Origin of the sequence: Mycobacterium asiaticum, from assembly GCF_001668675.1 — a bacterium.
GTDB lineage: Bacteria > Actinomycetota > Actinomycetes > Mycobacteriales > Mycobacteriaceae > Mycobacterium > Mycobacterium asiaticum_D.
The window spans coordinates 1-22,274 of sequence record NZ_LZKQ01000048.1 but is presented as its reverse complement, the minus strand read 5'-3'; the positions used below and the strand labels follow the sequence as shown (position 1 = coordinate 22,274).

At 67.0% G+C, this 22,274-nt stretch carries 23 protein-coding genes and 1 pseudogene; 19 read left to right on the top strand and 5 right to left on the bottom strand.

Annotated elements, in window-relative coordinates:
- The first annotated feature begins 1 nt into the window (after position 1).
- Complete coding sequence (locus tag A9X01_RS04755; RefSeq protein ID WP_065119545.1) at positions 2 to 196, top strand: Trm112 family protein; 195 nt, start codon at positions 2 to 4, stop codon at positions 194 to 196.
- On the opposite strand, the gene A9X01_RS04750 is transcribed toward A9X01_RS04755, so the two are convergent.
- Genes A9X01_RS04750 through A9X01_RS04740 form a run of 3 tightly spaced genes read right to left on the bottom strand, consistent with a single transcriptional unit; the run spans position 186 to position 2,349 of the window.
- Positions 186 to 809, bottom strand: a complete 624-nt coding sequence (locus A9X01_RS04750) for a TetR/AcrR family transcriptional regulator (protein WP_065119562.1) — start codon at positions 807 to 809, stop codon at positions 186 to 188. The two genes, A9X01_RS04755 and A9X01_RS04750, sit on opposite strands and share 11 nt — an antisense overlap.
- On the bottom strand, positions 809 to 1,558 hold the full coding sequence (locus A9X01_RS04745) for an ABC transporter permease (RefSeq protein WP_253848927.1): 750 nt from the start codon (positions 1,556 to 1,558) through the stop codon (positions 809 to 811). Before A9X01_RS04745 ends, A9X01_RS04750 begins: the two co-directional genes overlap by 1 nt.
- Positions 1,559 to 1,572: 14 nt before the next feature.
- Entirely contained in the window at positions 1,573 to 2,349 is a 777-nt protein-coding gene (locus tag A9X01_RS04740) for an ABC transporter ATP-binding protein (RefSeq protein WP_065119543.1), read from the bottom strand.
- A 58-nt stretch (positions 2,350 to 2,407) separates the two neighbouring features.
- On the opposite strand from A9X01_RS04740, the gene A9X01_RS04735 reads away from it, so the two are divergent.
- A complete protein-coding gene (locus tag A9X01_RS04735; protein WP_065119541.1) occupies positions 2,408 to 3,031 on the top strand; it encodes a DNA-3-methyladenine glycosylase in 624 nt (207 codons plus the stop codon).
- On the opposite strand, the gene A9X01_RS04730 is transcribed toward A9X01_RS04735, so the two are convergent.
- Entirely contained in the window at positions 3,028 to 3,906 is an 879-nt protein-coding gene (locus tag A9X01_RS04730) for a bile acid:sodium symporter family protein (protein WP_065119539.1), read from the bottom strand. The two genes, A9X01_RS04735 and A9X01_RS04730, sit on opposite strands and share 4 nt — an antisense overlap.
- A gap of 154 nt (positions 3,907 to 4,060) precedes the next feature.
- Here A9X01_RS04730 and tyrS point away from each other — a divergent pair, with 154 nt between their 5' ends.
- From tyrS to xerD, 13 genes are all read left to right on the top strand, one after another.
- Positions 4,061 to 5,332 (top strand): tyrosine--tRNA ligase, encoded by a 1,272-nt coding sequence (gene tyrS, locus A9X01_RS04725; protein ID WP_065119537.1) that lies wholly within the window; start codon positions 4,061 to 4,063, stop codon positions 5,330 to 5,332.
- Between the two features lie 264 nt (positions 5,333 to 5,596).
- Positions 5,597 to 5,947 carry a DUF732 domain-containing protein gene (locus A9X01_RS04720; RefSeq protein ID WP_065119535.1) on the top strand — a complete coding sequence of 117 codons (351 nt, stop codon included), beginning with the start codon at positions 5,597 to 5,599 and terminating at the stop codon, positions 5,945 to 5,947.
- Positions 5,948 to 5,997: 50 nt separating this feature from the next.
- On the top strand, positions 5,998 to 6,786 hold the full coding sequence (locus A9X01_RS04715; protein ID WP_081282203.1) for a tetratricopeptide repeat protein: 789 nt from the start codon (positions 5,998 to 6,000) through the stop codon (positions 6,784 to 6,786).
- Positions 6,755 to 7,783, top strand: coding sequence for an HAD-IIA family hydrolase (locus tag A9X01_RS04710; RefSeq protein WP_065119534.1), 1,029 nt, complete (start codon positions 6,755 to 6,757; stop codon positions 7,781 to 7,783). The genes A9X01_RS04715 and A9X01_RS04710 overlap by 32 nt, the downstream gene beginning before the upstream one ends.
- 7 nt (positions 7,784 to 7,790) lie before the next feature.
- The gene (locus A9X01_RS29675) at positions 7,791 to 7,967 is read left to right on the top strand and encodes a hypothetical protein (protein WP_099051115.1); all 177 of its coding nucleotides are present in this window, start codon (positions 7,791 to 7,793) and stop codon (positions 7,965 to 7,967) included.
- 8 nt (positions 7,968 to 7,975) lie between these two features.
- Positions 7,976 to 8,785: a TlyA family RNA methyltransferase gene (locus A9X01_RS04705; protein ID WP_065119533.1), complete on the top strand. Its 810-nt coding sequence runs from the start codon at positions 7,976 to 7,978 to the stop codon at positions 8,783 to 8,785.
- On the top strand, positions 8,782 to 9,708 hold the full coding sequence (locus tag A9X01_RS04700; protein WP_081282202.1) for an NAD kinase: 927 nt from the start codon (positions 8,782 to 8,784) through the stop codon (positions 9,706 to 9,708). Before A9X01_RS04705 ends, A9X01_RS04700 begins: the two co-directional genes overlap by 4 nt.
- A gap of 3 nt (positions 9,709 to 9,711) precedes the next feature.
- Positions 9,712 to 11,451, top strand: a complete 1,740-nt coding sequence (gene recN, locus A9X01_RS04695; RefSeq protein ID WP_065119532.1) for a DNA repair protein RecN — start codon at positions 9,712 to 9,714, stop codon at positions 11,449 to 11,451.
- A 440-nt stretch (positions 11,452 to 11,891) separates the two neighbouring features.
- A complete protein-coding gene (steA, locus tag A9X01_RS04690; RefSeq protein WP_036360545.1) occupies positions 11,892 to 13,073 on the top strand; it encodes a putative cytokinetic ring protein SteA in 1,182 nt (393 codons plus the stop codon).
- Positions 13,074 to 13,089: 16 nt separating this feature from the next.
- Positions 13,090 to 14,034 (top strand): copper transporter, encoded by a 945-nt coding sequence (locus A9X01_RS04685; RefSeq protein ID WP_065119530.1) that lies wholly within the window; start codon positions 13,090 to 13,092, stop codon positions 14,032 to 14,034.
- Positions 14,035 to 14,162: 128 nt separating this feature from the next.
- Complete coding sequence (pyrG, locus tag A9X01_RS04680) at positions 14,163 to 15,926, top strand: CTP synthase (protein WP_065119528.1); 1,764 nt, start codon at positions 14,163 to 14,165, stop codon at positions 15,924 to 15,926.
- Positions 15,919 to 16,542, top strand: coding sequence for an NUDIX domain-containing protein (locus A9X01_RS04675; protein WP_065119526.1), 624 nt, complete (start codon positions 15,919 to 15,921; stop codon positions 16,540 to 16,542). The genes pyrG and A9X01_RS04675 overlap by 8 nt, the downstream gene beginning before the upstream one ends.
- Before the next feature lie 8 nt (positions 16,543 to 16,550).
- The gene (gene xerD / locus A9X01_RS04670) at positions 16,551 to 17,483 is read left to right on the top strand and encodes a site-specific tyrosine recombinase XerD (protein WP_155771931.1); all 933 of its coding nucleotides are present in this window, start codon (positions 16,551 to 16,553) and stop codon (positions 17,481 to 17,483) included.
- A gap of 77 nt (positions 17,484 to 17,560) precedes the next feature.
- Here the strand turns inward: xerD and A9X01_RS04665 are convergent, their stop codons facing one another.
- On the bottom strand, positions 17,561 to 18,313 hold the full coding sequence (locus A9X01_RS04665; RefSeq protein ID WP_065119522.1) for an O-methyltransferase: 753 nt from the start codon (positions 18,311 to 18,313) through the stop codon (positions 17,561 to 17,563).
- A gap of 212 nt (positions 18,314 to 18,525) precedes the next feature.
- On the opposite strand from A9X01_RS04665, the gene A9X01_RS04660 reads away from it, so the two are divergent.
- From A9X01_RS04660 to A9X01_RS31045, 4 genes and pseudogenes are all read left to right on the top strand, one after another.
- Complete coding sequence (locus A9X01_RS04660; protein WP_065119553.1) at positions 18,526 to 20,106, top strand: sodium bicarbonate transporter family protein; 1,581 nt, start codon at positions 18,526 to 18,528, stop codon at positions 20,104 to 20,106.
- A 141-nt stretch (positions 20,107 to 20,247) separates the two neighbouring features.
- Positions 20,248 to 21,111 carry a ParA family protein gene (locus A9X01_RS04655; RefSeq protein ID WP_065037088.1) on the top strand — a complete coding sequence of 288 codons (864 nt, stop codon included), beginning with the start codon at positions 20,248 to 20,250 and terminating at the stop codon, positions 21,109 to 21,111.
- Positions 21,099 to 21,935, top strand: coding sequence for a segregation/condensation protein A (locus A9X01_RS04650; RefSeq protein WP_436405231.1), 837 nt, complete (start codon positions 21,099 to 21,101; stop codon positions 21,933 to 21,935). Before A9X01_RS04655 ends, A9X01_RS04650 begins: the two co-directional genes overlap by 13 nt.
- Positions 21,936 to 21,988: 53 nt before the next feature.
- Positions 21,989 to 22,274: pseudogene (locus A9X01_RS31045) on the top strand (hypothetical protein); the annotation flags it as partial.

Here is a 22,274-nt window from a genome sequence, read left to right as displayed (position 1 = left end):
AATGATCGACGACGCCCTGCTCGAAATTCTGGTCTGCCCCGCCGACCGGGGGCCGCTGCTACTGGTCGACGACGGCCGCGAGCTGTACAACCCGAGGCTGCGGCGCGCCTACCGCATCGACGACGGCATCCCGGTCCTGTTGGTCGACGAGGCCCGCGACGTCGGCGACGAGGAGCACAACCGGTTCACGGCGTAAGACCGTCCGGCAGTTCCCCGGTGAGGTAGCGCTGCAGATTCGGCGCGATGGTGCGCGCGATCTGGTCGGTAGGCAGTGAGGCAAACGGCTCGATCTTGACGATGTAGCGCGCCATCACCACCCCCATCAACTGGGAGGCGACGAACTGAGTGCGGATCATGCCCGTCCCCGCCGGATTGTCAACGCGCGAACCCACTTCCGCGCTGATCACCTCCTGCAAAAACGAGCGCGCCAGGCTCACCTCGTCGCCCGCGATCAACGACCGCAGCGTCGCGATCAGTCCAGCACCCAACTCGGAATCCCACAGCGGCAGCAACAGCGACGGCAGCCGATAGCCGAGGTCCTCGACGGGGATCTCCCGCAGTTGCGCGATCACGATCATCGGGTCGATCGGGAGGCGGATCGCGGCAGCGAACAGTTCCTGTTTCGTGCCGTAGTAGTGGTGCACCAGCGCCGCGTCCACTCCCGCGGCCTTGGCCACCGCACGGATCGACGTCCGATCAATCCCGTTGCGCGCAAACAGTTCTCGCGCGCTGACCAGTATCCTCTCGCGGGTATCGGAGTTTCCGGCGGGCCGTCCCGGGCGTTTGCGCTTCGTGGTTTCGGCCACCATCAAGGCGTCCTGCGCCGCAGCGTCGCGGCGGCAAGACACATGGACGCGACGGCAAATCCCAACACGACAGACATGTCACGCACGGTAGTCGCCGTCAGACCCGAATGCGCACCGACCTGCTGCAAAGCCTCAAGTGCATAGCTGGCCGGCAGGACGTTGCTGATCCATTGCAGCCAGTCCGGCATCGCCGACCGCGGCACGAGCACGCCGGCCAGCAGCAGCTGCGGCACCATCACCAAAGGGATGAACTGCACCGCCTGAAACTCGGTGCGGGCGAACGCGCTGAACAGCAGCCCTAGTCCGACACCGAGGATGGCGTTGGAGATGGCGATCACGAACACCCACGCTGGGTTGCCCGCGGTGGTGAAACCCAACAGCCAGAACGAGACCGCGCAGGCCACCACAGCTTGCGCTACCGCGGCAGCCGAGAAGGCGGTCCCGTAGGCCATCAGCAAGTCGAGACGTCGCAGCGGCGTGGTCAGGATCCGTTCCAAGGTTCCCGACGCACGCTCGCGCTGCATGGTGATCGAGGTGATGATGAACATCACGAACAACGGGAACAGGCCCAGCAGGATCAGGCACGCGTTGTTGAACGGTGTGGGGGCGCCCGGTCGATGCGGGGCATCCTGAAACATGAAGTACATCAACGAGATCACCACGACGGGCACCACCAGGATCATCGCGACGCTGCGGTGATCGGCACCCAGTTGGCGGACGATGCGCGTCGTGGTGGCCGCGTACGGTTTCAGCTGCTGCACCGGGCTCAGCCGGCTCTGGGACCCGCCAGCGGCTCGGTGCTGCGCCGGATGACAGACAGAAACGCTTCCTCCAGTGACGTGCATGACGTTTCCTCTCGTAGTTGGGTCGGGGTGGTGTGCGCCACCAGGTGGCCGTCGCGCATCAGCAGCAGGTCCGCGCAATGATCGGCTTCGTCCATCACATGGCTGGACACCAGCAATGTGGTTCCACCCTCGGCCAGTTCACTGAATTGTCGCCAAAGCTCAACGCGCAGAACCGGGTCCAGGCCGACGGTGGGCTCGTCCAGCACCAGCAGGTCGGGCTGGCACACCAGCGCACACGCCAGGGACGCCCTGGTGCGTTGGCCGCCGGAGAGGTTGTCGCAGACGGCGGTCCGGTGATCGGTGAGCCCGACCCGCTCGATGGCTTCGTCGGCGGCGTGGCCCTCGAACCCATACAGCGATGCGAAGTAACGGACATTGTCGATCACCCGCAGGTCGCCGTAGATGGTCGGGTCCTGGGGCACGTAACCCACCCGGCGGCGCAATGCGGCCGAGCCGGCGGGATGGCCCAGCACTGTCACCGTGCCCGACGCGACGATCTGAGTGCCGACGATGCTGCGGATGAGCGTGCTCTTGCCGCAGCCGGACGGTCCGAGCAGCCCGGTGATCGTGCCCGGCGCGATGCGCACCGAGAAGTCGTGCAGCGCAGGTCGTTTACCCCGGATCACCCGTAGATGCTCGATACTCACCGCCGGTTCTGTGATGCGTCGCACTAATTCATCACGTGATGAAGTCATCATGTGATGAATACTCGACCTGTTGGCGTGCCTTGTCAAGAGGCCGGGCACAATCAGTCCGATGAGCGCATCCCGACCGGCCACGGAACTGTCGGTCGACCCGCTCGCCGCCGCGCGCCGGCTGCTCGGTGCCGCCCTGACCGGCAGGGGCGTGCGCGCCGTGATTGTCGAGGTCGAGGCGTACGGCGGCGTGCCGGACGGTCCGTGGCCGGATGCCGCGGCGCATTCCTACCGGGGGCGCAGCGCCCGCAACGCCGTCATGTTCGGGCCGCCCGGGCGGCTGTACACCTACCGCAGCCACGGCATCCATATCTGCGCCAACGTCTCGTGCGGCCCGGACGGCACGGCTGCGGCCGTCTTGCTCCGGGCGTGCGTCATCGAGGACGGCTTGGACGTCGCCCGAAGCCGTCGCGGTGCGGCGGCTCGGGACGCGGCGCTAGGACGCGGGCCGGGGAACCTGTGCTCGGCGCTGGGAATCACGATGGACGACAACGGGATCGACGTGTTCGATCCCGCCAGTGCGGTGACGGTGCAGCTATGCGCGCCGCTGACCGCGACCGCGGGTCCGCGGGTGGGGGTCAGTCAGGCCGCGGACCGGCCCTGGCGACTGTGGCTGGCGGGCCGGCCCGAGGTGTCGGCGTATCGACGCAGCCCACGGGCGCCGGCGCCCGGCGCCAGCAACTAGGTCCGCTGCCGGGACGCCGCCCGGTACCCGGGGTCGAGGCGGCGTACGGCGAACACGAATGCCAGCGCGATGAACGGCGCGATCAGACCGTAAACGGCGGCCGGCGTGGCCATTTCGGCGTTGTTGAGCAGTTGCGGACTCATCGCTATGCCGACCGCCACCACGGCGTTGTGCAGACCGATCTCCAAGCTGATCGCGATGGATTGGCGAGGCTCCAGCCGCATCCAACGGGGCGCTAGATAGCCGACCGTCAGGCTGATCGCGCAGAAGGACACGATCGCCAGGCTGAGCACACCGAGGTTGCGCAGCAACGTCGACCGGCCGCCCGCCACCCCGGCAAACAGGGCGACCACCAACAGGACCGCAGCGACGACCCGGACCGGATTCTGCAGCCGCCGCGCCAGATCCGCGAAGCGGTGCCGGATCGCGACCCCGATCGCGGTGGGGATCAGCACCACCCCGAACACCCCGAAAAACTTGTCGAACTGCAGCGGGATGAACCGGCCTTCACCGAGGAACCAAGCCATCGAGGCCGCCAGGATCGCCGGTATCGCGAAGATCGACAGCACGGCGTTGACGGCGGTGAGCGTGAGATTGAGGGCCAGGTCGCCGTTCACCAGGTGGCTGAGCACGTTGGCCAGCATCCCGCCGGGGCAAGCCGCCATCAGCATCAGCCCGACCGCCAGATTCGGCTCCAGATTCAGGCCCTCGGCGATCAGCAAGCACAGTCCGGGCAGCACGACGGCCTGACACACCAGGGCAACCGCCAGTGGGCGGCGTAGCTTGGCGGCACGCCGGAAATCGTCAACGGTCAGCGTGAGGCCGAGCGCCAGCATGACCGCCACGACCACCAGCGGAAAGAATCGATTGTCCATGTCGTCCCGCAAATTACTGCACGACCGACGGCCCGGCGCCACGTCGAGCGCGGGCCGCGGCCGTTGACCACGCACGCCCCGCTGGAATCATCCTGAGCGAATGGCAGGCATCCGGGGCGCACGTCCGCGCGGACATCCTGGGAGACTCTCAGTCATGGGAAACGGGATCCTCGACGAGTTGGGCTGGCGTGAGCTGATCGCGCAGTCCACCGACCTCGACGCGCTCGCCGCCGAGGCGCAGCGCGGTCCGCTGACCGTCTACGCCGGCTTCGACCCGACCGCGGCGAGCCTGCACGCCGGGCACCTGGTGCCGCTGCTGGCCTTGCGACGCTTTCAGCGTGCCGGTCACCGGCCGATCGTGCTGGCCGGTGGTGCCACCGGGATGATCGGCGACCCGCGCGAGGTCGGTGAGCGCAGCCTGCATGAGGCCGACACCGTCGCGGAGTGGACCGAACGCATCCGGGGTCAGCTGGAGCGCTTCGTGGACTTCGACAACTCGCCGACGGGTGCGATCGTCGAGAACAATCTCGAGTGGACGGCCAGCATGTCGGCCATCGAGTTCCTGCGCGACATCGGCAAGCATTTCTCGGTGAACGTGATGCTGGACCGCGACACCGTCCGGCGCCGCCTGGAGGGCGAAGGCATCTCCTACACCGAATTCAGCTACATGCTGTTGCAGGCCAACGACTACGTCGAGCTGCATCGGCGGCACGGCTGCTCGCTGCAGATCGGCGGGTCGGACCAGTGGGGCAACATCATCGCCGGAGTCCGGTTGGTACGCCAGAAGCTCGGCGCCGCTGTGCACGCACTCACCCTCCCGCTGGTGACGTCCGCCGACGGCAAGAAGTTCGGCAAATCCACCGGCGGCGGCAGCCTATGGCTGGACCCGCAGATGACCAGCCCGTACGCCTGGTATCAGTACTTCGTCAACACCGCCGATGCCGACGTGATCCGCTACCTGCGCTGGTTCACCTTCTTATCGGCCGACGAACTCGCGGAGCTGGAACAGGCCACCGCCGAGCGGCCACAACAGCGCGCCGCCCAGCGCAGGCTGGCCACCGAACTGACCGTCCTGGTGCACGGCGAGACGGCCACCGAAGCCGTCCAACACGCCAGTCGGGCGTTGTTCGGGCAGGGTGAGCTGGACCGTCTCGACGAAGCGACATTGTCGGCGGCCCTGCGCGAAACGTCGGTCGCCGAACTCAAACCCGGTGAGCCGCAGGGGATTGTCGACCTGTTGGTGGCCACCGGGTTGTCCGAGAGCCGGAAAGCCGCGCGACGCACCATCGGTGAAGGTGGCGTGTCCGTCAACAACATTCGCATCACGAGCGACGAATGGTCGCCACAGTCAACGGATTTCCTACACGGCCGCTGGTTGGTGCTGCGCCGCGGAAAACGGAACGTCGCGGGAGTCGAACGGCTGTAGCATTCAGCGGGGTCTCACCGCGAGGGGGGAGGGGGGCGGCGATGAGACCCCGCTGAGAATGTGGGTTGTTATCTCCTTGCTACGAAACCAATTCTGCGGCCCGGCCGCCGCTTCAGCTATCCCATTTCCGGCTGGTGGGCGGGGGAAATTCGGTTCGCCCGTTCGGCTAGGAGCGACGTCCACCGATCGGAGGACACGCCTTAGTGTGCAAAGCTTTACCTCATCGTGTCGTGTATGTGACAGTCGTTCAGCACTGTTGTCACGATGACCGCACCCGCGATCGCTTTCCGACTGCTGGCGCTTGCCGCAGGCGTGTTCGGTGTTTCGGCCAGCGTGGCGGCGCCGATACACGCGGACATGTTGGGGAACGCCTTCCTCAACGGCCTGACCAATGCCGGCATCCCCTACAGCCAGCCGGAGACCGCTATTGCGACGGGGCGTTCGGTCTGCCCGAGGGCGTTCCAGCCGGGCGGCAACTTCGACACGATCGTCTCCGAAATCGCTGAGCTCAACGGCATGTCGCAAGACCGGGCCGCAGCGTTCACCATTGTGGCGATCGCCACATACTGTCCCGCCTTGATAGCGCCGATGCTGCCGCACCGACTGCAGGCCTAACCCACGGCGTTGTTTGTGAGCCTGATGGGCCTACCCGTAACCTCTAGCGGGTGGTCGATGACAGGCGTGGAGGCAATGAGCGGCGACCTCGACCGCCATCGGCCGGCGCCCCCCGGCGCTCCGGGCCGGGCCGGGCCCGCCCTGCCCAACCGCGGCACGCGACCGCCGACACCGTCGCGGCCGGACCGCCTATTCCCGACGACATCGACGCCCGGCAACTGGCGCCCGATGTCCGTCGGGAGCTGAGCACTCTGGACCGGACCACCGCGGACACGGTCGCCCGCCACTTGGTCGCCGCCGGCGGCCTGCTCGACGAGGACCCCGAGGCCGCCCTGAGCCATGCGCGCGCCGCCCGCGTTCGGGCCAGCCGGATCGCCGCGGTCCGGGAGGCCGTCGGGATCGCCGCCTACCACTGCGGCGACTGGGGACAGGCGCTGGCCGAATTCCGCGCCGCACGCCGGATGGGCAGCAAGTCCGCGCTGCTGGCGCTGATCGCCGACTGCGAACGCGGTCTGGGTCGACCGCAGCGCGCCATTGACCTGGCCCGCAGCCCCGAGGCGGCCCAGCTCACCGGCGACGACGCCGACGAGTTGCGCATCGTCGCGGCCGGGGCGCGGGCCGACCTGGGTCAGCTCGAACAGGCCCTGACGGTGTTGTCCACCCCGGCGCTGGATCCGGCCCGCACCGGCTCGACGGCCGCGCGGCTGTTCTATGCCTACGCCGAAACACTGTTGGCGCTCGGACGCGGGGACGAGGCGTTGCAGTGGTTCCTGCGCTCGGCCGCTGCCGACGTGGAAGGCGTGACCGATGCCGAAGACCGGGTCAACGAACTTGGCTGACACGAAAACAATTGCGCAGCAATACGATTGCTTGCTGCTCGACCTCGACGGAACGGTCTTTCGCGGGCATCGGGCCACCGAGGGCGCCGTCGAGTCCCTGGATGCGATAGACAGCCGGAAGCTGTTCGTCACCAACAATGCTTCGCGCAGCGCCGACGAGGTCGCCGCACACCTGCGTGAGCTGGGGTTCACCGCCGACAGCGACGACGTGGTGACCAGCGCGCAGAGCGCGGCCCACCTGCTGGCCGCGCAACTGCAACCGGACGCGAAGGTGCTGGTGGTGGGCACCGAGGCGCTGGCCGACGAGATCGCTGCCGTCGGTCTGCGTCCGATCCGACGCTTCGACGACGAACCCGACGCCGTCGTCCAGGGACTGTCGATGGAGGTCGGCTGGTCCGATTTGGCCGAGGCCGCCCTGGCCATTCGGGCGGGAGCGCTGTGGGTGGCCGCCAACGTCGACCCGACACTGCCGACCGAGCGGGGCCTGCTGCCCGGCAACGGATCACTGGTGGCCGCGGTGCGGACCGCCACCGGGGAGCAACCTCAGGTCGCGGGCAAGCCGGGGCCACAGTTGATGAAGGACGCGGTGGGCCGCGGTGATTTCCGGGCGCCGCTGGTGGTCGGGGACCGGTTGGACACCGACATCGAAGGCGCCAACGCCGCGGGTCTGCCCAGCCTGATGGTGCTCACCGGGGTCAATTCCGCACACGACGCCGTATTCGCCCCGGCCGAACAGCGGCCCACCTATATCGGGCATGATCTGCGGTCGCTGCACGAGGATGCTTCGCTGTTGAGGGTGGGGCCGCAGGCGGGCTGGCGGGTCGACGTCGACGACCACACGCTGACCGTCAATGCGACCGACGAGGACCCCGCGGACGAGCTGGCCGTGGTCCGCGTGGTGGCCGCCGCGGTCTGGGACGCGCCCGCCGAGGTGGGAATAAAAGCCGGTGACGATCAGGCCCGCGATGCGCTCAAGCGCTGGTCCCTATTAGCGTAGGAGCGCAATGACTATCGATCCTGACGAGATTCGCGCGGAAATCGAATCCTTGGTGGCCCAGTTGCCCGAGGACGCCGACGCGGCCGACGGCCCGTCGCTCGAGCAACTCGAAGACATCGCCCGCCGCCTCTCCGAGGCGCACGACGTGCTGCTGCGTGCCCTGGAGTCGGCGGAGAAGGGCTGAGTGGGCGCATGCCGCGGCGTGCCCGCGTCGACGCCGAGCTGGTTCGGCGGGGTCTGGCACGTTCCCGTCAGCAGGCAGCGGAACTGATCGGGGCCGGCAAGGTGCGCATCGACGGCCTGCCCGCGGTCAAACCCGCCACCGCCGTCGCGGTGACCGCGGCGCTGACCGTCGCCGACGACGGGGAACGTTCCTGGGTGTCGCGCGGGGCGCACAAGCTGATCGGGGCCCTGGACGCCTTCGGGATTCCCGTCCACGGCCGGCGTTGCCTGGATGCGGGCGCCTCCACCGGCGGGTTCACCGAGGTTCTGCTGGACCGCGGCGCCACCGAGGTGGTCGCCGCCGACGTCGGGTACGGGCAATTGGCTTGGTCGTTGCGCAGCGACCCCCGCGTGGTGGTCGTGGAGCGGACCAACGCCCGGGACCTGTCCCCGGAGGCGATCGGCGGACCAGTCGACGTGGTGGTGGCCGACCTGTCATTCATCTCGTTGGCGACGGTGCTGCCCGCGCTGGTTGGCTGCGCTTCCCCGGACGCGGATATCGTTCCCATGGTGAAGCCGCAATTCGAGGTCGGGAAGGGCCAGGTCGGGACCGGCGGCGTGGTGCGGGATCCTGCACTGCGCATCGATGCGGTGCTGGCCGTGGCGCGGCGAGCCGAGGAGCTGGGCTGGCATCCGATCGATGTGACGGCCAGCCCGCTGCCGGGTCCGGCGGGCAACGTCGAATATTTCTTATGGCTGCGCGCTGAGAGCGACCGGGCGCTGGCCGGGGACGTGTTGACTGACGCCGTGCAACGTGTCGTCGAGGGGGGCCCGCAGTGACTGCCGAACGCACCATCCTGATGGTCGTCCACACCGGCCGCGACGAAGCGACCGAAACCGCCCGGCGCGTGGAGAAAGTGTTGCACGACAAAGGGATTGCGCTGCGGGCACTGTCCGCGGAAGCGGTCGACAAGGGCACGCAGCGGCTCGGGCCCCATGACATGCGGGCGATGGGCGTCGACATCGAGGTTGCCGACGCCGACCCGATGGTCGCCGAAGGGTGCGAACTGGTGCTGGTGCTCGGCGGCGACGGCACCTTTCTGCGTGCGGCCGAGCTGGCCCGCAACGCCGACCTTCCGGTGCTGGGCGTCAACCTGGGCCGCATCGGCTTCCTGGCCGAGGCCGAGGCCGAGGCGATCGACGTCGTACTCGAACATGTTGTGGCGCGGGACTATCGGGTGGAAGAACGGCTCACCCTCGATGTCTCGGTGCGCCAGGACGGCGAGATCATCGATCAGGGCTGGGCGCTTAATGAGGCCAGCTTGGAGAAGGGGCCGCGGCTCGGCGTGCTGGGCGTGGTCGTGGAGATCGACGGCCGACCGGTTTCCACATTCGGCTGCGACGGCGTGCTGGTGTCGACCCCCACCGGGTCCACCGCGTATGCATTCTCCGCGGGCGGGCCGGTGCTGTGGCCGGACCTGGAAGCAATTCTGGTGGTGCCCAACAACGCTCACGCGCTGTTCGGCCGGCCGATGGTCACCAGCCCCGATGCCAGCATCGCGATCGAGATCGAGGCCAGCGGTCACGATGCGCTGGTGTTCTGCGATGGTCGCCGCGAGATGGTGGTGCCGGCGGGCAGTCGACTCGAGATCACCCGGTGCAACACCCCGGTGAAGTGGGCGCGACTGGACAGCGCGCCGTTCACCGACCGCCTGGTCACCAAGTTCCGGTTGCCGGTAACAGGTTGGCGCGGACGGCAGTAGCTCGTGCTCACCGAAATAAGGATCGAATCGCTGGGTGCCATCAGCGTTGCGACCGCCGAGTTCGACCGCGGCCTGACAGTGTTGACCGGTGAGACCGGTACCGGCAAAACCATGGTGGTAACCGGCCTGCACTTGCTGGGCGGCGCGCGGGCCGACGTCACCCGGGTGCGCTCCGGTGCCGAGCGCGCGGTCGTCGAAGGTCGTTTCACCACAAGCGATGTCGATGATGCGGTGACGGCCTATCTCGACGAGATACTGGATGCTTCGGGCGGTGAGCGGGACGAAGATGGCAGCGTGATCGCGTTGCGCACTGTCAATCGTGACGGGCCGTCCCGGGCCTATTTGGGTGGCCGTAGCGTACCCGCGAAGTCGCTGAGCGGTTTCACCACACAGCTGCTCGCGCTGCACGGGCAGAACGATCAGCTGCGCTTGATGCGCCCAGACGAGCAGCGCGGTGCGCTGGACCGCTTCGCCGGCGCCGGGCCGGCGCTGGAGCGCTACCGCAAGCTACGCGACGCCTGGCTCACCGCGCGGCGCGACCTCAACGACCGCCGCGACCGGACCCGTGAGTTGGCCCAGGAGGCCGACCGGCTCAAGTTCGCGTTGAACGAGATCGACACCGTCGACCCGCAACCGGGGGAGGACGAGGAGCTGGTCGCCGACATCCTTCGGTTGTCGGAGCTCGACACGCTGCGTGAGGCGGCGGCGTCGGCGCGCGAAATGCTGTCCAGCTCCTCCGAAGACGGGTTGGGCGCGGCCGACGCGCTTGGCCGCGCCCGGGGCGCGCTGGAATCGGCGGGGGACGCCAGGCTGCGGGCACTGGCCGATCAGATCAATGGCGCACTGACCGTGGCGATGGACGCCGCGGCCGAGTTGGGCGACTACCTGGACGGGCTGCCCGTCGACGCCAGCGCATTGGAGTCCAAGCTGACCCGCCAAGCCCAACTCCGCACACTGACCCGCAAGTACGCCGCCGACATCGACGGGGTTTTGCAGTGGGCCCAGGACTCGCGCAACCGGCTGGCGCAGCTCGACGTGTCTGAGGAGGGTCTGGCCGCGCTGCAACGTCGGGTGGACGACCTGGGCCGCGAATTAGCCCAGGCCGCAATCGAACTCAGCAAGGTGCGGCGCAAGGCCGCCAAGAAGCTGGCCAAAGAGGTGACCGCGGAGCTGGCCGGCCTGGCAATGGCCGACGCTGAATTCACCATCGGTGTGGCCACCGATCACGCCGAACCGGACGATCTGGCTGCTTTGGCCCTGCCCGACGGGCCGGTCCGCGTGGGCGCCGATGGTGTTGACGTCGTCGAGTTCGGCTTTGCCGCCCACCGCGGGATGTCGGTACTGCCGCTGGCCAAGAGCGCATCGGGCGGTGAACTGTCCCGGGTGATGCTGGCGCTGGAAGTGGTGCTGTCGGCCTCGGCCACCGGCACCACGATGGTGTTCGACGAAGTGGACGCCGGGGTAGGCGGCTGGGCGGCGGTGCAGATCGGCCGGCGGCTGGCCCGGCTGGCCCGCACGCACCAGGTCATCGTCGTCACGCATCTACCCCAGGTAGCCGCCTACGCGGACGTGCATTTAGTGGTGCACAGCCAGGGACCCAAAGGCGCCAGCGGCGTGCGCCGCCTGAGCGCTGACGACCGGGTGGCCGAGCTGGCCCGGATGCTGGCCGGCCTGGGGGAGTCCGACAGCGGCCGCGCGCACGCCCGCGAGCTGTTGGAGACCGCGCAGAACGACCGGGGCTGAGCTTCTATTTCATGAGCGCGCGCTCGTCCGTTGCGAGCGTGCCGCTTCGCCCGCGAGCGTGCCCCTTCGCCCGCGAGCGTGCCCCTTCGCCCGCGAGCGTGCGTAGATGTACAAGGACACGCCGTCGGGGCTGACATTCTGTGCACCTTCGCGGGAAGGGTGTGGGTCCGGGTGGTCCTGAGGCGGCCCCGCGCTGGCCCGCGCCGGCCCGCTCCGGCCCGCTCCGGCCCGCGGCCGGAACTACCCGCGAGCGTGCGTAGATGTATAAGGACACGCCGTCGCAGCTGACATTCTGCGCACCTTCACGCGAACACGGCGCGAAACGCCTGCAACAGACCCGCGATACAACTGTGACAGTTGTGACGCTTTTAAACTTCTGTGACAGATGTTACGGCGCGCCTCCCCGCTGCAGCCGACCTTCGCCGACAGAATCGGCTCCCATGAAGATGTCAGCGCTTCTAACCCGCAACACCGTCCGGCCCGGTCTGATCGGCACCGCCCGCGTCGACCGCAATATCGATCGACTGCTGCGCAGGGTATGTCCCGGCGACATCGTGGTCCTCGACATCCTGGACCTCGACCGCATCACCGCCGACGCCCTGGTCGAAGCTGACATCGCCGCGGTCGTCAACGCCTCACCGTCCGTCTCGGGCCGGTACCCCAACCTCGGACCCGAGGTACTGGTCAACAACGGGGTCACGCTGATCGACGAGACCGGGCCCGAGATCTTCAAGAAGGTGAAGGACGGCGCCAAGATCCGCCTCTACGAAGGCGGCGTCTACTCCGGGGACCGCCGGCTGATCCGCGGCACCGAGCGCACCGACCACGACATCGCCGACCTGATGCGCGAGGCCAAGAGCGGGCTGGCCGCTCATCTGGAAGCCTTCGCCGGCAACACCATTGAGTTCATCCGCAGCGAGAGCCCGCTGCTGATCGACGGCATCGGCATCCCCGACATCGACGTCGACATGCGCCGCCGCCACGTGGTGATCGTGTCCGAGGAGCCCAGCGCGGCCGACGACCTCAAAGCTCTCAAGCCGTTCATCAAGGAGTACCAGCCGGTGCTCGTCGGGGTGGGCCAGGGCGCGGACGTGCTGCGCAAGGCCGGCTACCGTCCGCAGCTGATCGTCGGCGACCCCGACCAGATCAGCACCGAAGTCCTCAAGTGCGGCGCCCAGGTGGTGCTACCCGCCGACGCCGACGGGCACGCCGCCGGGCTGGAGCGGATCCAGGACCTCGGGGTCGGGGCCATGACATTCCCCGCCGCCGGCTCCGCGACCGACCTGGCCCTGCTGCTGGCCGACCACCACGGCGCGGCGCTGCTCGTCACCGCCGGCCACACCGCCAACATCGAAACGTTCTTCGACCGCACCCGCTCCCAAAGCAACCCGTCCACCTTCCTCACCAGGTTGCGCGTCGGCGAGAAGCTGGTGGACGCCAAGGCGGTAGCCACCCTCTACCGCAACCACATTTCCGGCGGCGCCATCGCGCTGCTCGCACTGACCATGCTGATCGCCATCATCGTGGTGCTGTGGGTGTCTCGCACCGATGGTGTGGTGCTGCACTGGATCGTCGACTACTGGAACCGCTTCACCCTCTGGGTCCAGCACTTGGTGTCGTAAATAAGGACGTGAGTTCATGATCTCGTTACGCCAACATGCGATCTCGCTGGCCGCGGTGTTCCTCGCGCTGGCCATCGGCGTCGTGCTCGGTTCGGGCTTCTTCTCCGACACCGTGCTGTCCAGCCTGCGTAACGAGAAGCGTGACCTCGCTGCCCAGGTCAGCACGCTCAACGATCAGCGCAACGCACTCAACGAGAAGCTAGGCGCGGCAAACTCTTTCGACGCGCAGGTGCTCGGCCGCATCGTGCATGACGCGCTGGCGGGCAAGACCGTGGTGCTGTTCAGGACCCCGGATGCCAAAGACGACGACGTCGCCGCAGTGTCCAAGATCGTGGGACAGGCCGGCGGGTCTGTCACCGGCACCGTGACGCTGACGCACGAGTTCGTCGAAGCCAATTCCGGGGAGAAACTGCGCTCGGTGGTCAACTCGTCGATCCTGCCCGCCGGCACCCAACTGAGCAGCAAGCTCGTCGACCAAGGGTCACAGGCCGGCGATCTGCTCGGCGTCGCCCTGCTGGCCAGTACCAATCCGCAGGCGCCGGCCGTCGACGAGACGCAGCGCAGCACCGTGCTGGCCGCCCTGCGCGAGACGGGCTTCATCACCTACCAACCCAACGACCACATCGCGGCGGCCAACGCAGCGGTGGTGGTGACCGGCGGCGGGCTGCCCGCGGATGCCGGCAACCAGGGCGTCATCGTCGCGCGGTTCACCGCGGCGCTGGCCCCGCATGGCTCCGGCGCGGTGCTGGCCGGCCGGGATGGATCGGCCGGCGGCAGTGCCGCTGTGGCCGTGGCGCGTGCCGACGCCGGCATGGCCGCGGCGATCAGCACCGTGGATGACGTCGACAGCGAACCCGGCCGGATCACCGCCATCCTGGCTCTGCACGACCTGGTCAGCGGCGCCCGTCCTGGTCACTACGGCACCGGGCATGGAGCAACGGCGGTGACCGTTCCGCAGTAGCACCCACTAGGGCGTGTTTGCCGCGGCGGCGCGCGGCGGATGTTAGGGTGGGTTTCCGTGGGTCGGCAGGCCCAGCTGGTAAAGGCTAGACAACTTATGCCCTGCCCGTCTTCACGGAGGTCGCCTCTTTGCGTAAGCATCCGCAAACCACCACCAAGCACCTCTTCGTCAGCGGTGGTGTCGCCTCTTCGCTGGGCAAGGGCCTGACGGCGAGCAGCCTGGGACAGTTGCTGACCGCCCGCGGGCTGGCGGTGACGATGCAGAAGCTCGACCCGTACCTCAATGTCGACCCCGGCACCATGAACCCGTTCCAGCACGGCGAGGTCTTCGTCACCGAGGACGGCGCGGAGACCGACCTCGACGTCGGGCACTACGAGCGATTCCTGGACCGCAACCTGTCCGGCTCGGCGAATGTCACTACCGGACAGGTGTATTCGACCGTGATCGCCAAGGAGCGCCGCGGTGAGTACCTCGGCGACACCGTGCAGGTCATCCCGCACATCACCGACGAGATCAAGCGGCGGATCCTGGCGATGGCCGAACCGGACGCCAAGGGGCGTCGTCCCGACGTCGTGATCACCGAGATCGGCGGCACGGTGGGTGACATCGAGTCCCAGCCGTTCCTGGAAGCCGCCCGCCAGGTCCGCCACTACCTGGGCCGCGAGGACGTATTCTTCCTGCACGTGTCACTGGTGCCGTATCTGGCGCCCTCTGGCGAACTCAAGACCAAGCCCACCCAGCACTCGGTGGCCGCGTTGCGCAGCATCGGTATCAGCCCCGACGCGCTGATCCTGCGTTGCGACCGCGACGTCCCCGAGGCGCTGAAGAACAAGATCGCGCTGATGTGTGACGTCGACATCGACGGCGTCATCTCCACGCCGGACGCGCCCTCGATCTACGACATCCCCAAGGTGCTGCACCGCGAGGAACTGGACGCCTTCGTCGTCCGCCGCCTGAACCTGCCGTTCCGTGACGTCGACTGGACCGAATGGGACGACCTGTTGCGCCGCGTGCACGAACCCCACGACACTGTGCGGATTGCGTTGGTAGGCAAGTATGTTGATCTTTCCGACGCCTACCTGTCGGTCAGCGAGGCGTTGCGCGCCGGTGGCTTCAAGCACCGCGTCAAGGTCGAAATCCATTGGGTGGCCTCCGATGACTGCGAGACGCCCAGCGGAGCGGCACACGCCCTGGCCGACGTGCACGGGGTGCTGATCCCCGGCGGATTCGGAATCCGGGGCATCGAAGGCAAGATCGGCGCGATCCGGCACGCGCGTCAGCGCGGACTGCCGGTGCTGGGACTGTGTCTTGGCCTGCAGTGCATCGTGATCGAGGCGGCGCGCTCGGTTGGTCTGACCGAAGCGAATTCGGCCGAGTTCGAACCGGAAACACCCGACCCGGTGATCTCCACAATGGCCGACCAGGAGCAGATCGTGGCCGGGGAAGCCGACCTCGGCGGCACCATGCGACTGGGCGCCTACCCGGCGGTGTTGGACGCGGATTCGATTGTGGCGCAGGCGTATCAGGCTACCGACGTGTCCGAGCGGCACCGGCACCGCTACGAGGTCAACAATGCCTACCGGGAGAAGATCGCCGAGAGCGGCCTACGGTTCTGCGGGACCTCACCCGATGGGCATTTGGTGGAGTTCGTCGAATATCCGCCCGAGCAGCACCCCTTCATCGTCGGCACCCAGGCGCACCCGGAGCTGAAGAGCCGGCCGACCCGGCCGCATCCGCTGTTCGTCGCGTTCGTCCGGGCGGCCATCGACTACCAGGAGGGCGAACTGCTCCCGGTCGAGATTCCTGAACACCACGAGCAGCATGCGCCCAACGGCAACGAGCATCGAGACAGCATCGGCCAGTCGCTACCTGAACCCGCCACCCGTGGGTGAGCACGATTTCCAGACAGTCTCGTCTGAAACCCTCTACCAGGGAGCAATATTCGCGCTGCGCCGCGACCAGGTGAGCATGCCGGGCGGCAACGTCGCCAAACGGGAAGTGCTCGAGCACTACGGCGCTGTCGCCATCGTCGCGATCAACGACGACAGCGAAGTCGCGCTGGTCTACCAGTATCGGCACACCTACGGCCGCAGGATCTGGGAGTTGCCGGCCGGACTGCTCGACGCTCCCGGGGAGCCGCCCCACGACACGGCGGTTCGCGAGCTCGAGGAGGAAGTCGGGCTGCGCGCCGACACCTGGCAGGTGCTGCTGGACGTGAACACCGCACCCGGCTACAGCGACGAGTCGGTGCGCGTCTACCTGGCGACCGGGCTCACCGACATCGGGCGGCCCGAAGCGCATGACGAAGAAGCCGACATGACGATGCAATGGTTCCCGCTCGCCAAGGCCGTCGAACTGGTGCTGAACGGTGAGATCGTCAATTCCATCGCGATCGCCGGGATTCTGGCGGCGCACGCCGTCACCAGTGGCAGCGCCGAACCGCGGCCGCTGGACACCCCGTGGATCGACAAGCCGGAGGCGTTCGCCAAGCGCAAGGCGGGTCAGTGACGGCAGCCCTGACGCTCGATGCGCAGCTGCAGGGATATCTCGACCATCTGGCGATCGAGCGGGGCGTGGCGGCCAACACGCTGAGCTCGTACCGGCGCGACCTGCGCCGTTACTCAAAACACCTGGCGGAGCGCGGGATTCACGATCTGGCCAAGGTCGGCGAAGACGACGTCAGCGACTTTCTGGTGGCGCTGCGACGCGGAGATCCGGAATCCGGCGCGGCGGCGCTGTCCGCGGTGTCGGCGGCGCGGGCATTGATCGCGGTGCGCGGACTGCACCGATTCGCCGCCGCCGAGGGCCTGGCCGAGTTGGACGTGGCGCGGGCGGTGCGACCGCCGACGCCGGGGCGGCGACTGCCCAAGAGCCTGTCCATCGACCAGGTACTGGCGCTGCTGGAGGCCGCCGGCGGTGAGGACGCGTCCGACGGCCCGCTGACGTTGCGCAACCGGGCGCTGCTGGAGTTGCTGTACTCGACAGGGGCGCGGATCTCGGAGGCGGTGGGCCTGGACGTTGACGACATCGACACGCACGCACGCTCAGTGTTGTTGCGCGGCAAGGGCGGTAAGCAGCGACTAGTGCCGGTGGGCCGACCCGCCGTGGCGGCGCTGGACGCCTATCTGGTGCGCGGCCGGCCCGATCTCGCCCGCCGCGGGCGGGGCACACCGGCGATCTTCCTGAATGCCCGCGGCGGCCGGTTGTCCCGCCAGAGCGCCTGGCAGGTATTGCAGGATGCCGCCGAGCGCGCCGGCATCACCTCGGGAGTGTCGCCGCACATGCTGCGGCATTCGTTCGCCACGCATCTGCTGGAGGGCGGCGCCGACGTCCGGGTGGTGCAGGAACTCCTGGGCCATGCGTCGGTGACCACCACGCAGATCTACACCATGGTCACCGTCCACGCGCTGCGGGAAGTGTGGGCCGGCGCCCACCCGCGGGCCACCTAAGTTGGCGCGAGCAGACGCATAAGCCCCCGACACGCCGAGCGTGCGGGGGCTTATGCGTCTGCTCGCCCAACCACAACCTAGCCCCGGTACGTCGATTCCAGCACCAGGTCGGACACCAGCGACTGATACTCCAAATGCGCCTTGTGTTCGGTGGTGTCGAACAGCTTGCCCTGCTGCTCGCGCATATATGCGCGATACTTCGGCGCGCCGGGCACCCGGACGTTGTCGGCCACAACGATCGACCCGGGATGCAGCCACCCCCGATCCAAGATGCTCTGCAAGTCGGAGAGGTAGGCGTCCTTGTCATGATCGAGGAACAGGAAATCCACTGTGTCGGAACCGAATCCGTGCTCATTGGCCAAGGCGTCCAGGGTACGGCCGCCGTCCCCGATGGTGCCGACGACACACGTCACCCGGTCCGCCACACCGGCGTGACCCCAGATGCGTCGGGCGTTGGCCGCGTTCGCATCGGCAAGTTCTACGGAGTACACCTTCGCGTTCGGAGCCGCGCGGGCGATCCGCAGCGCGCCATAGCCGACGTAGGTACCGAGTTCCAGTGCGACAGCCGGATTCGCGCGCCGCACCGCGGCATCGAGGATGGCGCCCTTCTCGTCACCGACGTTGATCAACATCGACTTCTCATAGGCGAATTGGTCGATCTTGGCCAGCACGTCGTCGATATCACCCGCCCGCGCGTTACCTAGGACGAAGTCGACGACGGCCGCTTCCCGTCCGTCACCGATCTGTCCGGTCTTGGTGATGTTGCGTGCACCGGCGGCCATCCGCCATACCGACCACCGCAGCAGGGGTATACGCCGTCTGAGGTCCATGGGCTTCACGATAGGCGCCCTGATGCCGCGCGATTCGCCCAGTCTGGAGGTCCGAGTGGCCTATGAGTATTCGATGAGCACCGCTGAGCGCCCCGTCTGAGGTTGCTTTCTGTCACCTCGGCACGGCATGTTTGGCAATAGGTGCGCCGGAAAGTCTGGTCGGCAACTCGGTTCGGAGCGGGTCGAGTGTGTTTCGACTGGAAGGTGAATCCGTGTCAAGCAAACAGAGCAGCATGTCGGACCGCTCACAAGCGCACGAGGTCGACCCCCTGACCTATACCGGCCGATTGGGCGGCGGTTTTCGGGCGGATGTACGGCGAAAGCTGCCCTCTTACGTCAGCGACTACAAGGACGGGCTGCATTCGAAAGTCGTAGCGGCTGTCAGTTTTCTCTTCTTCGCCTGTCTTGCCAACGCTATAGCCTTCGGTGGCCTCACCAGTGTCATGACCCACGGTGAGATCGGCATCGTGGAGATGATTGTGGCAACCGCCTTCGGCGGAATCCTGTTCGCGCTCTTGGGCGCCCAACCCCTGACAATTTTGGGCGGCACTGGCCCCATTGTCATCTTCACCGGCCTGCTGTACACGATGTGCCAGCGTTTCGACCTCCCTTTCTTGCCAATCTATGCCTGGGTAGGAGTCTGGTCGGGCATTCTCATGCTCGTCCTCGTGGTGACCGATGCCAGCGCTCTCATGAAATTCTTCACCCGCTTCGTGGACGAGATCTTCGCCGTCCTCATCGCCATCATCTTTATCTTCGAAGCAGCGCGCTCCGTGATGTCGCCCTTCACCGCGTCACCGCGCGACGACGCGACCGCCCTGATGACTCTGGTCCTTGCACTGGGAACATTTTTGTTGGCCCGTACCTTCAAGACTTTCCTGCAGACCAGGTACGTCCAGCGCAGGTTCCGCGAATTCGTAGCAGATTTCGGGCCCACCATCGCCATAGCGCTAATGACAATGTTCGCCTTAGCGCTGCCGGAGGTAAAGGTGGCGGACGTCGACATCCCCGAGCATTTCGGCACCACCACCGGCAGGTCCTGGCTCGTCGACATGTTCTCGGTGCCCGCCTTGGTGATTTTCGCCTGCCTCGGGCCAGCCATCTTGGTCACCGTTCTGCTGTTTCTCGACCAGAACATCACGACTCGTCTCGTCAACAGCCCTTCGAATGCCCTTCGAAAAGGTGGTGGCTATCACCTGGACCTGGCTGTCGTCGGTGTCATCACCGCGGTGTGCTCGGTGTTCGGTTTGCCATGGATCGTTGCGGCCACCGTCCATTCCCTCAACCACGTCAAGAGTCTGGCGGACACCAAACGGCAGGACGGCGATTCCGGTGCCGAGCGCATCCTGGCTGTCCGAGAAAATCGGGTTTCCCCGCTCGCCATTCATATTCTGATTGCGGCCTCGCTTTTCATGCTGCCGCTCATCAAGAAAATTCCGACCGAGGTTCTTTTCGGCCTGTTCCTGTTCATGGGTTTCGCCACCCTCAACGGAACGGAATTCTATGAGCGGTTGAAGCTGTGGTTGACGGACCGCAACCTGTACCCCAATACCCATTATGTTCGTCATGTCCCCTGGAAGGTCATCCACCTCTTCACCTTGGTCCAGGTTCTCTGTCTGGTGGTGTTGTGGATCCTCAAGAGCAGCCCGGCGGGGATCTTGTTCCCGTTATTCATCGCGATGCTGGTGCCCTTGCGCCTTCTACTCAACAAGTGGTTCCAGCCAGAGCATCTGGCATTGCTCGACGCCGATGAGCAAGCCGGCGATGACAGCATGGGGGATTTCCGGCTTTGAGTTCGAGCTGGCGATCCTCATCTGAGGCAGATTTCCGCGCAGAATGATTTGCCCGCGGGTCTCTCGGCCCAGGCGCACCCAGCCGTTAGACTTTCCTGCGATGTCCACGCTGACGCCCGCCACCACCTGCTGCAGGCGGGCATGACCGATCACCCCGACAGCGGCCCGGAGCTCGGCCTGACCGGCCGGCCGCCGCGGGCGATTCCTGATCCCCAGCCGCTCGTCGCGCACGGACCGGCCAAGGTCGTGGCGATGTGCAACCAGAAGGGCGGCGTCGGCAAAACCACGTCGACGATCAACCTGGGCGCCGCGCTGGCCGAATACGGCCGCCGCGTGCTGCTGGTGGACATGGACCCGCAGGGCGCGCTGTCGGCCGGGCTGGGCGTGCCGCACTACGAGCTGGAAAAGACCATCCACAACGTCCTGGTCGAGCCGCGGATCTCGGTTGACGACGTGCTGCTGCACACCCGGGTCAAGAATCTCGATCTGGTGCCCAGCAACATCGACCTGTCCGCCGCGGAGATTCAGCTGGTCAACGAGGTGGGCCGGGAACAGACGTTGGCCCGGGCGCTGTATCCGGTGCTCGACCGCTACGACTACGTGCTCATCGACTGCCAGCCCTCGCTGGGTCTGCTCACCGTCAACGGGCTGGCCTGCGCCGAGGGCGTCGTCATCCCCACCGAATGCGAGTTCTTCTCACTGCGTGGGCTTGCGCTGCTCACCGACACGGTCGACAAGGTCCGCGACCGGCTCAACCCCAAGCTCGACATCAGCGGCATCCTGATCACCCGCTACGACCCGCGCACCGTCAACTCCCGCGAGGTGATGGCCCGCGTCGTGGAGCGGTTCGGTGACCTAGTGTTCGACACCGTGATCACCCGTACCGTCCGATTCCCGGAGACCAGCGTCGCGGGGGAGCCCATCACCACCTGGGCGCCCAAATCCAGCGGTGCCCTGGCCTATCGCGCGCTGGCCCGCGAGTTCATCGACCGATTCGGCGTGTGAGCGGCGAAAACACAGGTCACGCGGCACCCGAGAACGGCTCCTCGGATGGCTTTCAAGTTCGGCTGACCAACTTCGAGGGGCCGTTCGACCTGCTGCTGCAGCTCATCTTTGCGCACCGCCTCGACGTCACGGAGGTGGCGTTACACCAGGTCACCGATGACTTCATCGCCTACACCAAGGCCATCGGCCCGCAGTTGGAGCTCGAGGAGACCACCGCTTTCCTGGTCGTCGCGGCGACATTGCTCGACCTGAAGGCGGCGCGGCTGTTGCCGACCGGGCGGGTGGACGACGAGGAAGACCTGGCTCTGCTGGAGGTGCGCGATCTGCTGTTCGCGCGGCTGTTGCAATACCGGGCGTTCAAGCACGTCGCGGAGATGTTCGCCGAACTCGAGGCGACCGCGCTACGCAGCTATCCACGGTCGGTCTCGCTGGAACAGCGCTTCGAGGGCCTGCTGCCCGAGGTGATGCTCGGCGTGGACGCCATGCGGTTCGCTGAGATCGCCGCGGTCGCCTTCACTCCGCGGCCGGTGCCCACTGTGGCCACCGGGCACCTGCACGTGCAGCCGGTCTCGGTACCCGAGCAGGCCAGACACATCCTGACGATGCTGGAAAGCCTGGGCAGCGGGCAATGGGCGTCGTTCTCGCAGCTCGTCGCGGACTGCACGGTGCCGGTCGAGATCGTCGGGCGCTTCCTCGCGCTGCTCGAACTGTATCGGTCGCGGGCGGTAGCATTCGACCAGTCCGAGCCCTTAGGCGTGCTCCAAATTTCCTGGACCGGCGAGCGACCGACCGCCGAATCCCTGTTAGAAGTGCGAGACCAATGACCGACCCGCGGGGCGACGATGCAGAGCGAAGCGATGAGGAGGAGCGTCGCTCAATGAACGGCCTCGATGCGGGCATCCCGGACATCGCCGAGCCCGCAGAGATGGAGCCCGACGAACTCGGTCGGGTGTTGGAGGCGCTGCTGCTGGTGGTGGATTCCCCGGTGACGGCCGATGCGCTGGCTTCGGCGACCGGCCAGCCTGTCTATCGCGTCGCCGCCAAGCTGCAGCTTCTCCACGAACGGCGCAAACCGGGCGCGGGTGTAGAGCCGCCATCCCTCGCCGGTGTTGCGCAGGTCGATGCCGCTGTCACGTTCGGTGAGCTCATCGGCCATGAGCTGC